This is a genomic window from Chryseobacterium panacisoli (assembly GCF_008274625.1).
Taxonomy (GTDB): Bacteria; Bacteroidota; Bacteroidia; order Flavobacteriales; family Weeksellaceae; genus Chryseobacterium; species Chryseobacterium panacisoli.
This window is the reverse complement of sequence record NZ_VTRU01000005.1, coordinates 136,070-154,768: the sequence shown is the minus strand read 5'-3', so window position 1 is coordinate 154,768 and position 18,699 is coordinate 136,070. Positions and strand designations below refer to the sequence as shown.

At 37.1% G+C, this 18,699-nt stretch carries 16 protein-coding genes; 11 read left to right on the top strand and 5 right to left on the bottom strand.

The genetic code is table 11. The features are described 5' to 3' along the window. Nucleotides 1-5: 5 nt before the first annotated feature. The 6 genes from FW781_RS18140 (at nt 6) to FW781_RS18115 (ending at nt 8,807) form a co-directional block, all read left to right on the top strand. Entirely contained in the window at nt 6-1,556 is a 1,551-nt protein-coding gene (locus tag FW781_RS18140; protein ID WP_149388708.1) for a RagB/SusD family nutrient uptake outer membrane protein, read from the top strand. 3 nt (nt 1,557-1,559) lie between these two features. Further along, on the top strand, nt 1,560-2,984 hold the full coding sequence (locus FW781_RS18135; protein WP_149388707.1) for a glycoside hydrolase family 30 protein: 1,425 nt from the start codon (nt 1,560-1,562) through the stop codon (nt 2,982-2,984). Between the two features lie 9 nt (nt 2,985-2,993). After that, a complete protein-coding gene (locus FW781_RS18130) occupies nt 2,994-5,216 on the top strand; it encodes a glycoside hydrolase family 3 N-terminal domain-containing protein (RefSeq protein ID WP_149388706.1) in 2,223 nt (740 codons plus the stop codon). A 91-nt stretch (nt 5,217-5,307) separates the two neighbouring features. After that, a complete protein-coding gene (locus tag FW781_RS18125; RefSeq protein ID WP_149388705.1) occupies nt 5,308-6,117 on the top strand; it encodes a glycoside hydrolase family 16 protein in 810 nt (269 codons plus the stop codon). Between the two features lie 40 nt (nt 6,118-6,157). Then, nucleotides 6,158-7,597, top strand: coding sequence for a glycoside hydrolase family 30 protein (locus tag FW781_RS18120; RefSeq protein ID WP_149388704.1), 1,440 nt, complete (start codon nt 6,158-6,160; stop codon nt 7,595-7,597). Between the two features lie 205 nt (nt 7,598-7,802). Next, nucleotides 7,803-8,807, top strand: a complete 1,005-nt coding sequence (locus FW781_RS18115; protein WP_149388703.1) for a terpene synthase family protein — start codon at nt 7,803-7,805, stop codon at nt 8,805-8,807. A 105-nt stretch (nt 8,808-8,912) separates the two neighbouring features. On the opposite strand, the gene FW781_RS18110 is transcribed toward FW781_RS18115, so the two are convergent. After that, nucleotides 8,913-9,722 carry an enoyl-ACP reductase FabI gene (locus FW781_RS18110; protein WP_062670284.1) on the bottom strand — a complete coding sequence of 270 codons (810 nt, stop codon included), beginning with the start codon at nt 9,720-9,722 and terminating at the stop codon, nt 8,913-8,915. Between the two features lie 120 nt (nt 9,723-9,842). After that, nucleotides 9,843-10,142: a hypothetical protein gene (locus FW781_RS18105; protein WP_149388702.1), complete on the bottom strand. Its 300-nt coding sequence runs from the start codon at nt 10,140-10,142 to the stop codon at nt 9,843-9,845. Between the two features lie 139 nt (nt 10,143-10,281). Between FW781_RS18105 and FW781_RS18100 the strand changes: the two genes are divergently transcribed. Further along, a complete protein-coding gene (locus FW781_RS18100) occupies nt 10,282-10,839 on the top strand; it encodes a DNA-3-methyladenine glycosylase I (RefSeq protein WP_149388701.1) in 558 nt (185 codons plus the stop codon). A gap of 60 nt (nt 10,840-10,899) precedes the next feature. On the opposite strand, the gene FW781_RS18095 is transcribed toward FW781_RS18100, so the two are convergent. After that, the gene (locus FW781_RS18095; protein ID WP_149388700.1) at nt 10,900-11,166 is read right to left on the bottom strand and encodes a hypothetical protein; all 267 of its coding nucleotides are present in this window, start codon (nt 11,164-11,166) and stop codon (nt 10,900-10,902) included. Between the two features lie 173 nt (nt 11,167-11,339). Between FW781_RS18095 and FW781_RS18090 the strand changes: the two genes are divergently transcribed. Together FW781_RS18090 and FW781_RS18085 are read left to right on the top strand one after the other, a co-directional pair. Beyond that, the gene (locus tag FW781_RS18090; RefSeq protein ID WP_149388699.1) at nt 11,340-11,768 is read left to right on the top strand and encodes a MarR family winged helix-turn-helix transcriptional regulator; all 429 of its coding nucleotides are present in this window, start codon (nt 11,340-11,342) and stop codon (nt 11,766-11,768) included. After that, a complete protein-coding gene (locus tag FW781_RS18085) occupies nt 11,765-12,526 on the top strand; it encodes a Rossmann-fold NAD(P)-binding domain-containing protein (RefSeq protein ID WP_149388698.1) in 762 nt (253 codons plus the stop codon). Before FW781_RS18090 ends, FW781_RS18085 begins: the two co-directional genes overlap by 4 nt. 281 nt (nt 12,527-12,807) lie before the next feature. On the opposite strand, the gene FW781_RS18080 is transcribed toward FW781_RS18085, so the two are convergent. Both FW781_RS18080 and FW781_RS18075 read right to left on the bottom strand, forming a co-directional pair. After that, on the bottom strand, nt 12,808-13,662 hold the full coding sequence (locus FW781_RS18080) for a nucleoside phosphorylase (RefSeq protein ID WP_149388697.1): 855 nt from the start codon (nt 13,660-13,662) through the stop codon (nt 12,808-12,810). 21 nt (nt 13,663-13,683) lie between these two features. Continuing rightward, the gene (locus tag FW781_RS18075; protein ID WP_149388696.1) at nt 13,684-14,169 is read right to left on the bottom strand and encodes a hypothetical protein; all 486 of its coding nucleotides are present in this window, start codon (nt 14,167-14,169) and stop codon (nt 13,684-13,686) included. A gap of 232 nt (nt 14,170-14,401) precedes the next feature. On the opposite strand from FW781_RS18075, the gene FW781_RS18070 reads away from it, so the two are divergent. Together FW781_RS18070 and FW781_RS18065 are read left to right on the top strand one after the other, a co-directional pair. After that, a complete protein-coding gene (locus FW781_RS18070; RefSeq protein WP_149388695.1) occupies nt 14,402-16,231 on the top strand; it encodes a cytochrome-c peroxidase in 1,830 nt (609 codons plus the stop codon). A gap of 288 nt (nt 16,232-16,519) precedes the next feature. After that, nucleotides 16,520-18,673: an alkaline phosphatase PhoX gene (locus FW781_RS18065; protein ID WP_149388694.1), complete on the top strand. Its 2,154-nt coding sequence runs from the start codon at nt 16,520-16,522 to the stop codon at nt 18,671-18,673. The last annotated feature ends 26 nt before the right edge of the window (nt 18,674-18,699 follow it).

Below are 18,699 nucleotides of genomic sequence, written 5' to 3'. Positions count from 1 at the left end.
ACAAAATGAAAAATAAGAATTTTATATATAAAGGACTTGCTGTTGCATTCCTGACAGGTCTGAGTTTTACCAATATGGGTTGCAGCGATTCCTATCTGGATGATGTACAGAATTCAGGATCTTTTAACACTGATTTGTATTTTCAGAATGAGCAGCAGTCTTTCAGTGCTCTGGTTTCAGTATATGATCTTTTGAGAAAATATTCCGGCGGATTCGAAAATTCAGTTACTTTCTTTAATGCAGGGTCCGATGATTTTTATTCAGGAGGAGGAAACTCTAATGATGGAGCAGGAATTCAGGGGCTAAATAACTATATGATTAACCCGAATACAATGCCAGCCAGTTACTGGAGAGACTATTATCAGGGAATAGCACGTGCTAACCTTTTAATAGAAAGAGTTCCGGGTGCTAATATGGGTGATGATATTAAGAAAAGATATATTGCAGAAGCAAAAGTTCTTCGTTCATTATATTATTTCGAACTGTTAAGAATGTTTGGAAATATTCCTTTGATCCTTAAATCCGTAAAGTTTGATGATAATTATTGGAATATTCCACAGGCTAATCCTAGTGATGTTTATACTCAGATAGAAAGCGATATCAATGCTGCTATTCCAGATCTGATGATGGTATCAAGTGGGAATGATAAAGGAAGAATCACACAGGGAACTGCAAGAGCTATTTTAGGTAAAATTTATCTTTATGATAAAAAAATGCCTCAGGCAGCAGCACAGTTTGCTGAGGTAAATGGTACTCCCGGAGGAACCAGCCAATATGGATATAAACTGGTAGCCAATTATGCAGACTTATTTAAAGTAGGTCCTGAATTATCGGATCCATATAAGTTTTCAACAGAATCTATCCTTGAAGTAATGCATACCAATAAAGGAAACTCCGATTGGGGATTCTGGGGGCAGGGTAAAGATGAAGGAAACTCTATCAACGTAATGGTAGGACCTCGTTCTTATTCACTAAAAGACATCCCGAATAATAATGCACCTGATATCTATTCAGGGTGGGCATTTAATACTGTAACAGAGAATTTTGTTACTTTCATGCAGGGAGACCCAAGACTGGATGTAACCGTTTTCAATGCAAAAAAACTGGTAGCAGATGGTAAAATTACTTACAGTCCAGCGTTTGCTGATACAGGATATTTCTTAAATAAATACTTACCTACGAATGCTTTAAAAAGTTCACTTCCAGGACCAGCAGAACTCAATTTCCGTCAGAATTATATTGCAATAAGATTAGCAGATACATATCTAATGGAAGCAGAAGCTTTAGGTGGAGCAGGAGCCAGAGCTCAGGCTTTATTAGATGCGGTAAGATCAAGAGTTGGATTAGCATCGGTTCCGGTTTCTTTACAGGCTATAAAAGATGAGAGAAGAAGAGAACTTGCAGGAGAAGGGCACCGATGGTTTGACCTTGTCAGATGGGGAGATGCTCCTTCTAAGCTTGCTTTCAAAGGATTTAAAGCCAATAAAAATGAAATTCTTCCAATTCCGTTCAATGAATTGCCGAATACAGTTTTAAAACAAAATCCCGGATACTAACACATGAAGTTTCACAACTTATATAGTTTCTTTAGAGGTGCCGCACTACTTAGTGGTGTGGCCCTTTTTTCTTTGTCGTGTACATCAGTTGCTTCCAATAAAGGAAATGAAGTTCAGTACTGGCTTACAAAAGGTGATGGTAGTGTAAAATTACAGCAGCAAGCTTCTGTTAAATTTGTAAATACTCCCAACAGCTTTCAACATATTGAAATTGATGATGCTCAAAAGTTTCAATATGTTGATGGCTTTGGATATACATTAACAGGAGGAAGTGTTGAGGTAATCAACAGATTGTCGCCTTCCAAAAGAAAAACACTGCTTAATGAACTTTTTGGAAATGGCAAAAACTCAATTTCCATCAGTTATTTAAGATTAAGTATAGGAGCTTCCGATCTTGATGGTGAAGTATTTTCATATGATGATTTGCCGGAAGGAAGTACTGATCCTTCTCTTTCAAAATTCAGCTTGGAAAAAGATAAAAATCTGATTGCTATGTTGAAAGAGATTTTATCAATCAATCCTAAAATTAAAATCATTGCTGCTCCGTGGTCTGCTCCGGTTTGGATGAAAGACAACGGAAAATCAAAAGGAGGCAGCTTAAAACCTGAATTCTATGGAACCTACGCACAATATTTTGTAAAATATATCCAGGGAATGAAAAAAGAAGGTATTACCATTGATGCTGTAACCCCTCAGAATGAACCTCTACACCCGGGAAATAATCCGAGTTTATATATGCCGTCTGAAAAGCAGGGAGATTTTATTAAAAACCATCTCGGACCGGTTTTTAAAGCCAATGGAATTACCACTAAAATTGTTGTCTACGATCACAATTGCAACAAACCTGAATATGCCATTGATATTTTAAGAGATTCTGAAGCTAATCAATATATTGATGGATCTGCTTTTCACTTATATGAAGGAGATATTTCAGCTTTAAGTGCGGTACATGATGCTTTCCCTGACAAGAATTTATACTTTACCGAACAATGGACCGGATCCAAAGGAACCTTTACCGAAGATTTGAACTGGCACACAAAAAATGTTATCATCGGGTCTATGAGAAACTGGAGTAAAATTGCGCTGGAATGGAATCTTGCCAATGATCCGAAATATGCGCCGCATACAGATGGAGGATGTACAGAGTGTAAAGGAGCAATTACCGTATCTGACAGTGAAAATTTTACAAGAAATGTTTCCTATTATATCATTGCACATGCATCCAAATTTGTTCCGGCAGGATCTCAGCGCATTGCTTCCACACAGACGGATAAACTTTCCACTGCAGCCTTTAAGACTCAATTTGGGAAAATAGTTTTAATTGTACAGAATGATAACCCTTCAGATGAGAATTTTAATATTAAATTTGCCGGGAAAACCGCTGCTGTAACAATTTCAGGACGTTCTGCAGCAACCTATATTTTTTAATTTGATACTATGAAAAGAGTGTATTTCTTACTGGCATTTTCCGCTTTTGGATGGAATGCTTACGGACAAAAGACAATTGATCAGAAAGTAGCTGAGTTGTTGTCTAAAATGACTTTGGAAGAGAAAGTAGGGCAGATGGTGCAATACAGCGGGTTTGAATACGCCACAGGGCCTCAGCATTCTAACTCGGCTGCTGTTTTGGAAGAAATTAAAAAAGGAAAAGTAGGTTCTATGCTGAATGTGGCAGGATCAGAAGAAACCAGATCGTTTCAAAAACTTGCAATGCAGTCAAGACTGAAAATTCCCTTGCTGTTCGGGCAGGACGTTATCCACGGCTATCGCACTACATTTCCTGTGAATCTGGGACAGGCGGCAAGCTGGGATCTTGGAATGATAGAAAAATCCGAAAGAATTGCTGCAACAGAAGCGGCTGCTTATGGGATTCACTGGACGTTTGCTCCAATGGTAGATATTGCCAGAGATCCGAGATGGGGAAGAGTAATGGAAGGTTCCGGTGAAGATACTTACCTGGGAACAAAGATAGGATTGGCAAGGATCAAAGGATTTCAGGGCAGAGGTTTGGGAAGCCTTGATGCGGTGATGGCCTGTGCAAAACATTTCGCAGCATACGGTGCAGCAGTAGGTGGTAGAGATTACAATTCTGTAGATATGAGCCTCAGACAGCTGAATGAAACATACCTTCCTCCGTTTAAAGCTGCTGCAGAAGCGGGTGTTGCAACTTTTATGAATTCTTTCAATGATATTAACGGAATTCCTGCAACTGCCAATCAATATATTCAGAGAGATCTGCTAAAAGGAAAATGGAATTATAAAGGCTTTGTGGTTTCAGACTGGGGAAGTATCGGGGAAATGGTTCCCCACGGTTATGCCAAAGATTTTAACGAAGCTGCTGAAAGAGCAATACAGGGAGGAAGTGATATGGATATGGAAAGCCGTGTCTATATGGCAGAACTTCCGAAACTGGTGAAAGAAGGAAAAGTGGATGCAAAACTGATAGATGATGCAGCGGGAAGAATTTTAACTAAGAAATTTGAAATGGGGCTTTTCGATGATCCTTATCGTTTTAGCAATGAAAAAAGACAAAAAGAACAGACTGATAATCAGGAAAACAGAAAATTCGGAAGAGAATTCGGTGCAAAAAGTATTGTTCTTCTTAAAAATCAGGGAAATATTCTCCCTCTTTCAAAAACTACAAAAACAGTTGCACTAATAGGGCCTTTCGGTAAAGAAACAGTGGCAAATCATGGTTTCTGGTCTATTGCTTTTAAAGATGATAATCAAAGAATCGTTTCTCAATTTGATGGAATTAAAAATCAACTGGATAAAAACTCTACTTTACTCTACGCAAAAGGCTGTAACGTTGATGACCAGGATAAAACTCAGTTTGCAGAAGCTGTAGAAACGGCTAAAAAAGCAGTTGTGGTCATTATGACATTGGGAGAAGGTCATGCGATGAGCGGAGAAGCAAAAAGCCGAAGTACTATTGGGTTTACAGGTGTTCAGGAAGATCTGTTGAAAGAAATTGCCAAAACAGGTAAGCCGATCATTCTGATGATCAACGCCGGAAGACCTCTGATCTTCAATTGGGCAGCAGACAATATCCCTACAATCATGTACACATGGTGGCTGGGAACTGAAGCCGGAAACTCTATTGCGGATGTTCTGTTTGGTACTGTCAATCCCGGTGGAAAACTTCCGATGAGCTTCCCCAGAACAGAAGGGCAGATTCCAGTGTATTACAATCACTATAATACCGGAAGGCCGGCAAAAAATAATACAGACAGAAACTATGTTTCAGCCTATATAGATCTTGATAACGATCCGAAATATCCGTTTGGATATGGCTTAAGCTATACCGATTTTAAATACTCGGATATGGTTTTAAGTTCCGCAAGCCTTACAGGAAATCAGGCTCTGAATATCAGTGTTACTGTTTCCAATACAGGAAAATATGATGGTGAAGAGGTGGTACAGCTTTATATCAGAGATCTTTTCGGTAAAGTAGTAAGACCTGTAAAGGAACTGAAAGGTTTCCAGAAAGTATTCATCAAAAAAGGAGAAAGTAAAAAAGTAGAGTTTAAGCTGACACCGGAAGATTTGAAATTCTTTGATGACAATCTGAATTTTGACTGGGAAGGCGGGGAATTCGATATTATGATCGGAACCAATTCTCAAAATGTGCAGACCAAAAGAATTAGCTGGTCAAAATAAATTGATTCGCATTGAATTCAATAGGAGCGGGCTTTAGCCCGCTTAATAAAATATCAGAAAATGGCTTTAGCTAAAACTTAAAACCTAATATATGAATCTCAAAGCTAAAAATATCATCAAAATAGGTGCAGCAGGGATTTCGTTTTTCTTTGCTTTAAACTGTGCCTCGCACAAACCTGATGCTCACAGAACTCTGATCTGGAATGATGAATTTAATGGTAAAGGTCTTCCGGATTCATTAAAATGGAATTATGATACCGGAGGAAGCGGTTTTGGAAATGAGGAAGCTCAGTTTTATACCAAAAACAGGCTAGAAAATGCCAGAATGGAGAAGGGAAACCTGATCATTGAAGCCAAAAAAGAAAATTGGGAAAACAATAAATATACTTCCGCAAGACTTTTAACCAAAGGAAAATTTGCTTTTCAATATGGAACAATAGAAGTCAGAGCAAAACTTCCCAAAGGCCGCGGTACATGGCCGGCAATCTGGATGATGAGCGAGAATATGAAAAAGTGGCCGGATGACGGTGAACTGGATATCATGGAACATGTAGGATACAATCAGGGTTTTATACATGCTTCCGTTCACACTAAAAAATACAATCATATTCAGGGAACGCAGAAAACAGATACTCTGTTTGTAAAAGATGCCAGCGAAAAGTTCCATGTCTATAAAGCAGACTGGACTCCCGAAAAGATTGATGTTTATATAGATGATAAGAAATTTTTCACCTATGAGAATAAAGAAAAAAATAATGAAGCATGGCCTTTTGACAGACCTTACTTTATTATTGTGAACCTTGCAGTAGGTGGGATGTGGGGAGGACAGAAAGGAATTGATGACTCTATTTTTCCACAGAAGTATTATATAGACTACGTAAGGGTCTATCAGAATAAATAATGAAAATGAGGACAATAGGTCCAAAAACAGAAAAAAAATAATGAGAAAACTAATTGTAAGTTGTTTTGTAGTAGGCGTTGTTATCAACGTTAATGCGCAGAATTATTGGAAAAAGAATGCAGGAAAAACAGCTAAGGTGATCCTTACCAACTCGAAAGCGAATGAGAAGATGGCGGATAAAGGAGCCGTTAAATTTGAACAATTCGGTCAGCCTAAAGAAACTGAGGCCTGTATTTTTGTGGCTCCCAATTTTAAATATCAGAAACTGATAGGAATTGGTGGTGCTATTACCGATGCATCAGCAGAAACTTTTTATAAAATGCCAAAGAACAAGCAAAAGGAAATCCTTGACGCTTATTTTGGCAAAAACGGATTAGGTTACACTGTTGTCCGTACCAATATGAATTCTTGCGACTTTTCCAGTGATTCTTATACTTATGTAGAGGATAATGACACTTCCCTGAAAACGTTCAACGTTGCTCATGATGAGAAGTATAAGATTCCGATGATCAAAGAAGCCCAGAAAATGATTGGGAATAATTTCACCTTCTATTTCTCTCCGTGGAGTCCGCCAGCCTGGATGAAATCAAATAAAAGTTTGTATAAAGGCGGAAGATTAGAAAATGAATATTACCAGACGTGGGCAGATTATTATATCAAATTCATTAAGGAATACGAAAAAAGAGGAATTAATATCTGGGGATTAACTGTTCAGAACGAACCAATGGCTACCCAAAGCTGGGAATCATGTATCTACACCGCTGAAGAAGAAGGAGAATTCCTGAAAAAGAATCTTGGACCAACACTTTGGAAAAACGGATATAAAGATAAAAAAGTAATGATCTGGGATCACAACAGAGACCTTATCTATCAAAGAGCAACGACCACATTAAGCGATCCGGAAACTGCAAAATACGCTCAAGGAATCGGGTATCACTGGTATGAAACATGGAATAATAAAACGCAGCTTTTTGACAATTTAGCAGAAACACACAGGGCTTTTCCGGATAAATTCCTGGCCTTCACGGAAGGATGCAAAGAACAGTTCAGTATGGATAAGATCTATGATGTAAGTCTGGGAGAATTGTACAGCAAAAATATGCTGAATGATTTCAATAAAGGAAATGCACTATGGACTGACTGGAACATTCTGTTGGATGAAACCGGAGGGCCCAATCACAAAGGAAACTTTTGTTTTGCCCCGATTATTGCAGATACCAAAACCGGAGAGGTTTTCTATACCTATGAATATTATTATATAGGACATGTTTCAAAATATATCAAACCGAATGCCCAGAGAATAGGGAGTTCTTCCAACAGAGCAGCACTGACGTCTTCTGCCTTTATGAACGAAAACGGACAGTTGGTAACTGTGATCATGAACGATTCAGATAATGATATTGAAACAAACCTGTGGATAGAAGGAATGGCAGCCAAACTGAACGCTCCGGCACACTCTATACAGACCGTAATTTTATAATATCATATTAATATTATTTTTGACAGACCCGGCGGCCTCGAAGAGGCCGCCGGGTTTATTTTAAATACTCTATACCACTGTATAAATTCTATCTTTAGACTTGAAAAAATAGGCGTAACTTATTGTATGATAGTTTGATATGTTGTTTTTTTATGAATTATATGATTTTTTTCAATAATTTTAATCTGTTCCTAAAATAAAAACTATGAAACCAACAACAAATGAAGAATTTTATGCAGGCCTGCACTTACTTCCCAGGCCTCATTACCCTTTTCCGGATTTCACTCATCCTGAGCTGCAAAAACAAAGACAAGAATATTATCAATGGATTGATGAAGAATACGCTTTTCAAAGTAAAGAAGCCCGTGAAAAGCATAAATCGCATCATTTGACAGATATTGCTGCAAAAGGTTGCCCTTTCCTTAAAAATATTGCAGAACTCAGGCCTTTAGCCAACTATACAGCAAATGGAGCAATGATGGATGATTATTTTGATCGTTGCAGCAGAGATGAAATGTACAGAATAATGGCTCAGGTTATTGCATTATTATCCGGTGAAAACTCTGAAGAACCCTCTGAAAATGGTATTTTTCATTTATTCTGGGTCCTCAGGCAGGATGCTCTCAATTGCGGTATTCCTCAAAGTATATACAGAAGATTTATAAAATCAATTCAGGATGTGCTGATAGGTTATTCAGAAGAAAAAACATACTATCGGGCAAATATTGTCCCGCCATTGCCTGTGTATCTGCTTATTCGTGAAGCTACAAGTGGAGTACTGCCATACTGTGATTATGCAGTATTACAGAAAGAATACAGACAGCTGCCGGATGAAATTTTCGAACATCCGCATATCAGGCGTATTTACTCTCTCTGTTCTTTAATGATTGGTATACACAATGACATCATCTCTTTACCCAAAGAAATTCACAGGGACGGAGATACCATGAATCTGGTAAAAGTTTTGCAGAAGGAGTATACACTCTCATTACATGATGCTTACATGAAAGCTCTGGAAATTCACGATCAATATTTAAAAGAATTTCTGGTATTGCGGGATCATCTTCCTCCGTTTGGGAAATGGCAGAATGAGGTATACAATTATATACAGGATTTGGGAATTATGATTGCCGGAGTATATGTATGGCATACTAATGATACTTCCAGATATGTGAATGGAGGATATGTGGAAGGGGAGTTCCCGGGCTAGAAATATTGATGACTGTTAAAAAAAAGAAAACCCATGAAACAGATTCATGGGTTTTCTTTTATGGTAAACGAAACGTTATCAGTTCGTTATTTTTTCGATGAATTATTATTCAGCATCATATTTACTGATTACTCTCTGAGTAACACCTGAGCTGCTGAAACCACCATCATGGAAAAGGTTCTGCATTGTTACTTTTTTCGTAAGATCAGAGAATAAAGTTACACAGTAGTCTGCACATTCAAGAGCTGTAGCGTTTCCTAGTGGAGACATATCTTCTGCATATCCAAGGAATCCTCCGAAACCTTTCACTCCGCTACCGGCAGTAGTCATTGTAGGAGACTGAGAAACCGTATTTACACGTACTTTTCTTTCTCCCCAATAGTTTCCGAAAGTTCTCGCAATGCTTTCAAGATAAGCTTTGTTATCAGACATATCATTATAATCCGGGAATGTTCTCTGAGCAGCAATATATGTAAGTGCTAAAATACTTCCCCATTCATTCATGCAGTCTTTTTCCCAGGCTACACGCATTACCTTATGGAAAGAAACAGCGGAAATATCCCAGCCTTTTTCCAACCAGTCGTAGTTCATTTCTGTATAATGTTTTCCTTTTCTTACGTTGATAGACATTCCGATAGAGTGAAGGATAAAGTCGATTTTTCCAAATTTTGCAACAGCGGCATCAAAAAGTTTTTCAAGATCTTCTATAGAAGTAGCATCAGCACCTATTACTTCAGAACCTGTTTTTTCTGCTAAACCATTTAGTTCTCCCATTCTTAAAGCAATAGGAGCATTGGATAAGATAAATTCAGCACCTTCTTCATGGCATCTTTCAGCAACTTTCCATGCGATAGATTGTTCATTAAGGGCTCCAAAAATAATTCCCTTTTTGCCTTTAAGTAAACCGTATGACATAATTCTTTAATGTTTATTATAATACAAATGTAGCAATAATTGTGGTTATGACATAATAAAAAATGGAGCCTTATCAATTTAAGACTCCATTTTATTGAAAATATTTATATGACTGAAATACTAATTGGTTTTCTTATTCCATTCTGCCTTTACATCCTCTGCCGCATCTTTGGTTTTTTCCCATGCCTCATCTGCTTTATCCTTGATATCCTCCCAGGCATCGGAGACATTAGCTTTTACCCTGTCAAACCAGTCTTCCTGGCTGGCTTCCTGATCATTATCTCTTTTCTCATTAATATAATCTTTAGCCTTATCTGCCAATTCATTGATTTTCCATTTGGCTTTGTCCGTTGCATTTTGTAAAGAATTTTCTACATTGTTTACTGCATTTTCCGCTTTGTTATACTCTGAATTGTTCATAATATTATAAATTTGGTTAGGTATCAGTAATTAAACAATAACCATTCCTAAAATAAAGAGTCTCTGTTAAACTTTTCATAATCTTTTGTTATTTTTTTCCAAATCAATAGTACCTTTAACTTATTAGAATTTGATAATTATGGAAAATATACGGTGTGGATGGTGCGAAAAAGATGACCTCTACAGAAAATATCACGATGAAGAGTGGGGAAGACCCGTGTATGATGATGAAACAATATTTGAATTCCTGATTCTTGAAAGCTTTCAGGCCGGATTGAGCTGGTATACTATTTTGTCTAAAAGAGAAAACTTCAGAAACGCTTTTGATCATTTTGATTATAAAAAAGTAGCCTCCTATTCAGAGAAGAAGATTGAAGAATTAATGAATAACTCCGGAATTATCAGAAACAGGCTTAAAATTTTGGCCGCAGTTACCAATGCTCAGCGATTTATGGAAGTTCAGAAAGAATTCGGGAGTTTTTCTAGCTATATCTGGAGTTTTACAGGCGGGAAGCCCATTAATAACAGGCCTGAAAAGTTATCAGACGTTCCTGCTACTACAGAAATTTCTGATCTTATTTCTAAAGAACTTAAAAAAAGAGGGTTCAAATTCGTGGGGTCCACGGTAATTTATGCCCATATGCAGGCTACCGGAATGGTCAATGACCACATAAAAGACTGCTTTACGAGGAAGTAATAGTTGGTTTTATTTGAATTTGATGATTTTTTATTTACATCCCGGACATTTGTATGGAATTTAGTCGAGCTTTCGGGACCTTATTTCTTTACGGGCATTTTGCCAGCTATTCCTTATAATCAGGTACAGGGGAAAAAAAGCCAAAGGCAGCGGAGTTATTCCATTGAAACCTTTCTTTATGGTAACATAGATACAGGCTGCTATTAATATTCCCATAATAATACAAAATGTAATATGAGCTGCAGAACGTTTCTTTTCTTCTTTTGTCAGTTCCTCAATAGAAAGTTCGGAAAGTTTATTGATTTCTGGCTGCTTAGTATTTTTCATATTCAATGGTTAGTTTTACTCTCGCTAAAGTAATAAAATAATCATAGCCCGGAATAAAATATATTTTGGGCTTAAACGGTTTTAATTTTTCCTGTCACTTGCACGAATAAACATTTTAAACAAAAATATTGTACACAATATAAATATTCTATCTTTGTTTATTAAAAAAAACGATGATCCCTTTATCAGAACATTTATGCTTTAAAACCTATGCCGTTTCCAGATATATCACAGGTTTATATAAACCTTATCTGGATGAAATTTCATTGACGTATCCTCAATATCTTGTCATGACAGTTTTATGGGAATATGGAGGAATGAATATCGGAAAGATCGGTGAGCACCTACATCTGGATAATGGAACATTGACTCCGCTGCTGAAACGCATGGAAAAAAACGGACTGATCATCCGGATCCGCAGCTCAGAAGATGAAAGAGTAGTACTGATCCATCTTACAGAGAATGGCACAAAACTCAAAGAAAAAGCAAAATTTATTCCTGAAGCCGTTCAAAACTGTATGCGGATGAGTGACGATGTAAAAACTCAGCTGATGGCTTCTTTAGACGGAATATTATCAATTCAACCCATATCTGAAATATGAAAAAAATAGGAATTATAGGCTATGGCTGGCTGGGAGAGAAAATCGCTTCTTCCTTATCCGGAAAATATACCATATCTGCAACGACAACAACGGAAAGCAAGGCCAGCGCTCTGAATAACAAAGGAATGAATGCTGTCGTGGCATCTTTTCCGGACTATCAGCTGACAGAACCTGTTTCTGAATGGGAGGAAATTAAAAATATGGATGTTTTGATTATTACTATTCCGGTGTCTGAAAAAAGCTGTTGTGTAAGTTCTCTATATAACAGAATTCAGAATTTGTCATCATTTATCGGAAATTTTAAAGGGCAAATGTTCCTGATGAGTTCCACAGGAGTGTATCCGGATCTTCCAAAAGACTTTACAGAAGAAGATGTTCCTTTGGAGAGCGTATCAGGAGAAAGAATGTTGAGAAACAAATATCCCCAGCTTAATATTCTGAGATTAGGAGGCTTGATGGGAGACAACAGGCTGCTGAAAAACTATAATGTGAGCAATATGGATCATGCCGTGAATCATATTCATTATGCTGATATCAATGCTATTATTACAAAAATGATTGAAAGCAAAACAGAAGCAAAACTTTATAATATTACGGCTCCGATTCATCCGGCAAAAAGCCAGGTGATTAATGCACAGAAAAATATTCCTGATGAAGAAGTTTTTGAAATAAAAGGGAAAAAGGTCTTATCTTCAAAACTGGTTTCTGAGCTGGATTATGTATTTCAGTATCCTGATCCGAGAACTTTCCATTTGTAATAATTGTATCGATTCCTATCCCTTTTTACCTACGAAACTTCTTTTGACCCCTTTGTTATTCCGTAGGAATCACTACATTATTTTTAAAGATTTGTATGGAATGACGAGGTTAGTGTTGAGCTTTATTCATGGTGAAAGGAACAAAACTCAACGATACAAATTCAATAGGAACGGGCTTTAGCCCGTTTTTTAAAATAAACAAATACCATTGGCTTTAGCCAAAACACAAAAAACTCCGGAAATATTTTCCGGAGTTTTTATTTTATCGTAAACAGAATTAATTACTTGATAATTCTTTCCAATACCCAATCAATAAGGTTTTTCTCTGAAGCATGGTGGTCTGCAGAGAACTCACCGCGTCTTCTGTTGGCGATAACGTTATTTACGGTAATGGCTTTGTGTCCTAATAATTTTGAAAGCGCATAGATCGCAGAGGTTTCCATCTCGAAATTGGTAATTCCAAGATCATTCAATGTTTCTAGGAATTTGTCATCTACTGCTTTCAAACGAAGCTGTCTTCCCTGTGGAGCATAGAACCCCGGGAATGTTGCCGTGTTTCCATGGTATTTGGCATCTTTATAATAATCACCCATTTCTTCAGCCCAGTCTGAGAAGTAAAGCATCGGCTTAATTTTTTCGTAAGGGAATTTTTCTAAGAAACCTTTGGAAAACTCATTCTCGAAGTTATAATCCTGATAGAAATGCATCAATCCGTCTAATCCTACTACATTTTGGGTAACCAGCATATTGTCAACCTGTACATCCGGGTTTACACTTCCACAAGTTCCCATACGGAATAGTTCAAGAGCTTTATGCTCAGTCTTAAATTCTTTATTTTTAAGATCGATATTCACTAAGGCATCAAGCTCGTTCATTACGATATCGATGTTTTCAGTTCCGATACCGGTAGACATTACCGTAATTCTTTCTCCACGAAGCGTTCCTGTATGCGTATAGAATTCTCTTTTATTTTTTTTGATCTCTACAGTATCAAAGTATTTTGAAACTTTTGCCACTCTGTCAGGATCACCTACAAGGATGATTTTGTCAGCAATATCTTCAGGTAAAAGATTCAGGTGGTATACACTTCCGTCTTCATTCAGAACAAGTTCTGAGGCAGCAAGTTTGTTTAGCATAATATGTATAATTTTGTTTTTTTAATTAATGATAATTGCGTCTTTATAAGGAGATGCCATTACTTCATAAATATCATTGTATTCTTCTACAATTCTTTTCTGGCCGTTCATTACTTCGTATACCGTAACGACAGTTTTTTCAATGTTTTTGGGATCCTTTCGCTGTGACGTGATTTCGTAGAAATGATTATCTTTTGTAAGAATAGAAATCAGTTCTTCCTTTGTAGAATTGTTGGAAGTCATCATTCCCGGGAATTCTGCCACAATATCTTTGAGATCAGAATAATTTTTATAAGGCTTGGTAACACCATTGGAATACACATACACATTGGGAATGTTTTTATCCTTTTCAAGGCGCACAAGATAATAATCAGAACCTTTTTTCTCTGCGTAGACAGCCATTTCCTGAGGCTTTCCTGATTGTTGTTCCGGTTGCTTTTTTTTCTGTGAAAATGCAGTCAGAGAAAGGAAACTTGCTGCAACAGCAAACCATAATTTTGTTTTCATAATACTATTTTAGTTTTTGATGTGTTGAATTCAATGTTAAAAAAATCCTCGCCCAATAATCTCCCACCATTATTTTTTACCGGTAATTCGAATAACCGCTTTCTTTAGAATAATGAATTTGATTTCGGGGTTTAAAATTAGTGAAAAATATAATATCAGAAATATAAACATTATTTAATCTGTTATTAAAACTAAGATAACATCAGATTAATACTTTTGCCGCTAAAAATTCATGAGATCTTATCCACTGCTTGTAATCGTCCTTCTGATAGGATTTGCAGTAATGTCTTTCAATCCTGTTTATAAAGGAAGAGAAAGCGAACATACATTTGTCAATAAAGGGTTATCCGACTTCAAAACCAAGCTCGAACAGCTGAAATCAGATGTTGATAAGTTCTCGGAAGACCGAATTTCCCTTGAAGAACTACAGAAATCACTGAGCAGTACCAGAAATTCATTCAAAGAAATTGAATTTTATGTGGCTTATCATTATCCCGAATTTACCAAAACCCATCTGAATGCAGCCCCCTTGTTTCATATTGAAGCTGCAGGAACATCCGCATATACACTTCCTCCGGAAGGATTGCAGGTGTTAGACGAACTTATATTTTCAGAGGAAGCAGGAAATGAAAAAGAAAAGATCAAAACAATTACTACTTTTTTATACAACAGCTATTCCGGATTCTATCTAAGTGCTTTAAAAAATGGCTTAAGCAAGGGCAACAACAAGACATTACCCTTACGTATTGAGCTGATCAGGATCTATTCTCTGGGAGTGACAGGTTTTGATACTCCCGGTTCTTTGAATATTTCTGAGGAAGCAAGCCATGCTTTTTCAGGAATGCAGAAATACATGAATGATGATGCTTATTTTAAAAATTATAATACTCAGAAAGCTAATCAGACTTTAACGGAAGCCATCAGCTACCTTTCAAAAAATACTGATTTTGAAAATTTTGACAGGATTGAATTTTATAAAAAATATGTACAGCCTTTGTATGAAGAATTTGGGAAATGGGACGGAAGACCTGATGATCTTAAAGAATTTTCCGGTTGGAATGTCGGAAACAAGAATTTTTTCAGCAGCGATTTTTTAGATCCGTATTTTTATACCTTACTGAAATCCTCAGAAGACAGCCCTGAACTCCGCAATCTTGGAAAATCAATTTTCTATGATCAGAATTTAAGCGGCAATGAGAAAATGAGCTGCGCAACATGCCATCTTCAGGAAAATGCTTTTACAGATCTTAAAGCAAAATCACAAAGCAATGTGGAAGGAAAAACTGTACTGAGAAATTCCCCTTCTTTATATAATGCTGTTTTTGCCAAGAGGTTTTTCTATGACCTTCGTGCTTTTTATCTTGAACAGCAGGCAGAACACGTCATTTATAATGAGCAGGAATTCAATACAAGCTATGAAAGCATTATTCAGAAATTAAAAACAAAACCTGAATATAAAAAGGCTTTCCGTACAGCTTTCAAAGATGGAAAGATCAGTAAAGAGAACTTTTCGAAGGCATTAAGCTCTTATGTTGCTTCATTGTACTCATTTGACAGTGATTTTGACCGTTTTATGAGGAATGAAAAGAATGTTTCCGATGATGTGAAAAAAGGGTTCAACCTGTTTATGGGGAAAGCCAATTGTGCTACATGCCATTTTGCACCTCATTTTTCAGGATTGGTACCGCCGTTTTTTAATGAAAATGAATCTGAAGTGCTGGGAATACCTGCCAGGCCAATTAAGCAACTCCCTATAGAGCTTGATCAGGATTTAGGAAGAGGAAACAGCCCTGTGAAAAAGGAAAAATCATGGATTTATGATTATTCATTCAAAACAGTTACTGTCAGAAATATTGCCCTTACCAAACCCTATTTCCATAACGGAGCTTTCAATACACTAGAAGAAGTTCTTGACTTTTATAATGAAGGAGGCGGAGAAGGATTAGGACTAAAAATGAAAAATCAAACTCTGGCACCGGATAAGTTAAACCTTACCGAAACAGAAATACATCAGATTATAGCCTTCCTGAACGCCCTTACCGATGTGAGTAAAGCGAAATAGACGGGGTGTAGGATTCGAGTTATGAGTTTATGATATTTCGGGAATGTGGAACAGAATACCGGAAAAAAATAAAAGGAACAGCTGATATGTGTACTACAATACAGCATAACCAGAATCACTTATCTCGAAATCTTGAACCTCGTAACCCACATCATTTAACACAAAATTAATCCCATTAACATTAGGTTTTTGATAAGTTAATATTTACCGATTTATATTTAAAATCCTATTAACAGAGACAAAGCTCTAAAAAAATAGTTTTGCAGTGTCTAATAAATCAAATAAAAAATGAAGAAAAAACTACTAACAGTGGGAGCGTTGGCTATAATGGCCAGTTCAGGTATCCAGGCACAGACTCTGATATTCAATAAGAATGCGTCTTGGAGCTACAAAGACAACAATCAGGCTCAGCCTGCGGGATGGAATGCTCAGACCTACGATATTTCAACGTGGTCGGTAGGAAACGGACCGTTAGGATACGGAGATCCTGTAACCACAACAATCAATTCTGGGCTTACAACAGCTTATTTTGCTAAAGATTTTACAGTAGATCTTTCAACACTTTCTGATACTATGGAATTGGGAGTAATGAGAGATGACGGTATTATAGTATACCTGAACGGAGAAGAAGTTGTAAGAGACAACATGCCTGCAGGTGCCGTTACATTCAATACTTTTTCTAGTACAACTATTGATGGGGCTGCAGAGAGTGTTTATAATATTTTCTCTATTCCAAAATCAAAATTTGTAAACGGTATCAACAGATTTTCTATAGAATTGCATAACAGAAGTACAACCAGTTCGGATCTGAGAATTGATGCTTACCTGAAAACAACAACTAATACAACGATCCCGGTAACTTGCAACGGAACACACATCAGCTGCTTTACTTCAATTGTTCCTACAGCACAGACTGATAAGCTGATCATCCCTGCTGAGCACAAATACCAGCTTATTTTAAAAGAAGGAGACAATTATACTGAAGGTGGAGGTTTGGTAGGAGGCCAGAATGACTTTACAGCTTATGTTGCAAAAGCAGGAAGCAGTACCAACGGATATCTTTCCGTAAACCATGAAACAAATCCTGGAGGAGTTACCATGGCAGAAATCAATTATAACGCAATTTCAAAGCTTTGGCAGCTGACAAAATCAAGGGCGGTAAGTTTCTCAGATCCAAGTCTGGTGCAAACCATCAGAAACTGTTCAGGAGGAATTACACCTTGGGGAACGGTAGTGACTGCTGAAGAATCTGTGACTTCCAATGACGTGAACAATGACGGATATAAAGATTACGGTTGGCTGGTAGAGATTGATCCTGCAACAGCTCAGGTAATTTCTAAAAATACAGACGGATCCAAAGGAAAACTTTGGCAGATGGGAATCATGAATCACGAAAACGTAGTGGTGAATAACGCAGGAACAACTGCTTATTATGGTGAAGACGGTGGAACACACATGGTCTATAAATATGTAATGGATACTCCAAATAACCTTTCTTCAGGAAATCTTTATGTATTAAAATTAGATCAGGGATTAACAACTGCAGGAGATCCGGTAGGAACTACAGCAACATGGATTCAGGTTCCTAATAAAACCAAAGCGGATCAGAATAATACAGCAACACTTGCTCAGTCATTGGGTGGAACGAAGTTTAATGGAGTAGAAGATGTTGATATCAGTCCGCTGGATGGAAGAATCTATTTTACGGCAAAAGGATTAGACAGAGTATACCGTTTACAGGATAACGGAACAACAGCTTCTCAGGTAGAGACATTTGTAGGAGGAGGTTCTTCAATGTATTCTTTCAATACCGCTCAAGGTATGAAAACTGAAGCTTGGGGAGATGGAAATGACAACCTTACTTTTGATGAACTTGGAAACCTTTGGGTACTTCAGGATGGAGGCAAAAACTATATCTGGGTAATTGCTCCTGATCATACACAGGCCAACCCTAAAGTAAGATTATTTGCGTCCATGCCTGCTGGTTCAGAGCCTACAGGATTGACATTTACGCCTGATCATAAATTTGGTTTCTTCTCTATTCAGCATCCGGATTCAACTATCTCTACAGATGTGGATGCTACAGGAAATACAATCAATTATAAAGGAAAATCAGCAACTATTGTTATTGCACTTAAAAACAATCTTGGAACTGAAGGAACTTTAGGGACTATCGACAATAAAACTGCAGAAAATACAGTAACGGTAGCACCAAACCCAACTTCCGGAATCGTAAAAATCAATTCAGAAAAAGGATTGAAAGATATTTCTGTGACAGCTTACAGTATGGACGGAAAAATTGTTTATACAAAGAAATTCAACGGAACCAATAAAGTATTGGACCTTGATTTTACGCAGCAGTTGGAAGGATCTCGTGTTTTAGTTTTAAATATTGAAGCTGAAGGAGGTTTCCAGAAAACAGTTAAACTTTTAAAGAAATAAATTATTTATAATTCTTGTCTGTCAGT

Excerpts from the sequence above, each read along its gene's own strand:
- FW781_RS18105 (WP_149388702.1), bottom strand. The coding sequence starts at position 10,142 with ATGAACAATTCAGAGTATAACAAAGCGGAAAATGCAGTAAACAATGTA.
- FW781_RS18120 (WP_149388704.1), top strand. The coding sequence starts at position 6,158 with ATGAGAAAACTAATTGTAAGTTGTTTTGTAGTAGGCGTTGTTATCAAC.
- FW781_RS18125 (WP_149388705.1), top strand. The coding sequence starts at position 5,308 with ATGAATCTCAAAGCTAAAAATATCATCAAAATAGGTGCAGCAGGGATT.
- FW781_RS18085 (WP_149388698.1), top strand. The coding sequence starts at position 11,765 with ATGAAAAAAATAGGAATTATAGGCTATGGCTGGCTGGGAGAGAAAATC.
- FW781_RS18110 (WP_062670284.1), bottom strand. The coding sequence starts at position 9,722 with ATGTCATACGGTTTACTTAAAGGCAAAAAGGGAATTATTTTTGGAGCC.
- FW781_RS18135 (WP_149388707.1), top strand. The coding sequence starts at position 1,560 with ATGAAGTTTCACAACTTATATAGTTTCTTTAGAGGTGCCGCACTACTT.
- FW781_RS18065 (WP_149388694.1), top strand. The coding sequence starts at position 16,520 with ATGAAGAAAAAACTACTAACAGTGGGAGCGTTGGCTATAATGGCCAGT.
- FW781_RS18080 (WP_149388697.1), bottom strand. The coding sequence starts at position 13,662 with ATGCTAAACAAACTTGCTGCCTCAGAACTTGTTCTGAATGAAGACGGA.
- FW781_RS18095 (WP_149388700.1), bottom strand. The coding sequence starts at position 11,166 with ATGAAAAATACTAAGCAGCCAGAAATCAATAAACTTTCCGAACTTTCT.
- FW781_RS18140 (WP_149388708.1), top strand. The coding sequence starts at position 6 with ATGAAAAATAAGAATTTTATATATAAAGGACTTGCTGTTGCATTCCTG.
- FW781_RS18115 (WP_149388703.1), top strand. The coding sequence starts at position 7,803 with ATGAAACCAACAACAAATGAAGAATTTTATGCAGGCCTGCACTTACTT.
- FW781_RS18075 (WP_149388696.1), bottom strand. The coding sequence starts at position 14,169 with ATGAAAACAAAATTATGGTTTGCTGTTGCAGCAAGTTTCCTTTCTCTG.
- FW781_RS18070 (WP_149388695.1), top strand. The coding sequence starts at position 14,402 with ATGAGATCTTATCCACTGCTTGTAATCGTCCTTCTGATAGGATTTGCA.
- FW781_RS18100 (WP_149388701.1), top strand. The coding sequence starts at position 10,282 with ATGGAAAATATACGGTGTGGATGGTGCGAAAAAGATGACCTCTACAGA.
- FW781_RS18130 (WP_149388706.1), top strand. The coding sequence starts at position 2,994 with ATGAAAAGAGTGTATTTCTTACTGGCATTTTCCGCTTTTGGATGGAAT.
- FW781_RS18090 (WP_149388699.1), top strand. The coding sequence starts at position 11,340 with ATGATCCCTTTATCAGAACATTTATGCTTTAAAACCTATGCCGTTTCC.